Genomic DNA, 1,258 nt, shown 5'->3' with positions numbered 1-1,258 from the left:
TGTCCTGGTCGGTCGGCTTGATTTGCGCCTCGATCACCTCGAGCCCCGTCTCCGCGGCGACGGCCTGGGTCCCGGCCAGCCCGTTGGCGACGTACTCGCCCTCGAAGTAGATGTGGCCGACGGTGTCCACGCGAGGAGGACCGCGATGAGCGAGGCCGGCGGCAGCGACCGCATCCAGCAGGACCTGCCCACTGCCTCGGGGACGGGCGACAACAGCGACCTCGGCACCGGCGCGGAGGACACGGACGCGACCGGCACGCGGGAGGGCGTCCCGCTCGCCCGGGACGCCGCGCTGGAGCGGGACGCGCAGAGCGACGACCTCCAGCCGGAGCGCACCCCGACCGAGCCCTCCCTGGCGCAGCGCGCCGACCCGACCTGACCCCCTGATCGAGAGGCCCACCCCATGACCGAACCCACCAGCAGCGGCTACCACGACTCCCCGGCGACCTCGGACCCCGAGGGCGACCTGGTCGACGGCACCCCCGGCCACGACCGCGGGGACGGCGGCGAGAAGGACACGGTCCTGCTCACCGACGACGCCGCCCAGCGCGACGACTCCGTCGCCCGCCCCGGCAACGACTGAGGAGATCCCCGAGCGCCCCTCCCCCGCGGGGGAGGGGCGCCGCGCGCTGCTCGTACGCGGTCAGCCGGCGATGGCTGTGGCGAATTCGCCCTCGAAGGCCTCCTGGAGGACCGTGGCGCCGCCGGGCACGTCAGCGGGCTGGAGGATGAAGCTCTGCAGGCTCGGCGACTGACCCACCTCGAATCCCCGGATCGGGACGACGAGGCCACCGGTGTCGACCTCCTCCAGCTCGTTGAAGGCGGTGACCACGCCCTCACGGGTGAGGTCCCCGTCCTCGCAGGCCGCGTCGAGCACCTGCTTCATCATCTCGGCCATGCCGAAGCCGACGACCACGCCGAGGCTGGGCACGGCGTCGGGGTAGGCGGCCTGGTACTCCTCGAGCAGCTCGGGGTGTGCGTCGAAGGACGACACCGGCGAGGCGATGTAGAGGTCCTCCTTGATCTTCGCCGCCGCGGGACCATCCAGCAGGCCGGGCGCGAAGACCGGGTTGCTGCCCAGGATCGGCACGTCCAGGCCCTGGGCCTGAGCGACCGTGGCGACCGACGCGAGCTGGCCGGGGGCGACGGTCAGTGCGATCGCGTCCACGCCCGCTGCTCGGAACTGGGTGATCTGGGCGCTCATGTCCTGGTCGGTCGGCTTGATCTGCGCCTCGATCACCTCGAGCCCCTTCTCCGC

General features: G+C 72.7%; 3 protein-coding genes. 2 read left to right on the top strand and 1 reads right to left on the bottom strand.

Going from position 1 to position 1,258, the window contains the following annotated elements:
* Nucleotides 1–145 precede the first annotated feature (145 nt).
* A complete protein-coding gene (locus G5C62_RS27110; RefSeq protein ID WP_164703427.1) occupies nucleotides 146–379 on the top strand; it encodes a hypothetical protein in 234 nt (77 codons plus the stop codon).
* A 24-nt stretch (nucleotides 380–403) separates the two neighbouring features.
* A complete protein-coding gene (locus tag G5C62_RS27105) occupies nucleotides 404–583 on the top strand; it encodes a hypothetical protein (RefSeq protein WP_036336318.1) in 180 nt (59 codons plus the stop codon).
* A 60-nt stretch (nucleotides 584–643) separates the two neighbouring features.
* Here the strand turns inward: G5C62_RS27105 and G5C62_RS27100 are convergent.
* On the bottom strand, nucleotides 644–1,258 hold a 615-nt coding region (locus G5C62_RS27100; protein WP_164703426.1), incomplete at its 5' end, for an ABC transporter substrate-binding protein.

The organism is Modestobacter sp. KNN46-3, from assembly GCF_011039295.1.
This window is presented reverse-complemented; position numbering and strand designations above follow the sequence as displayed.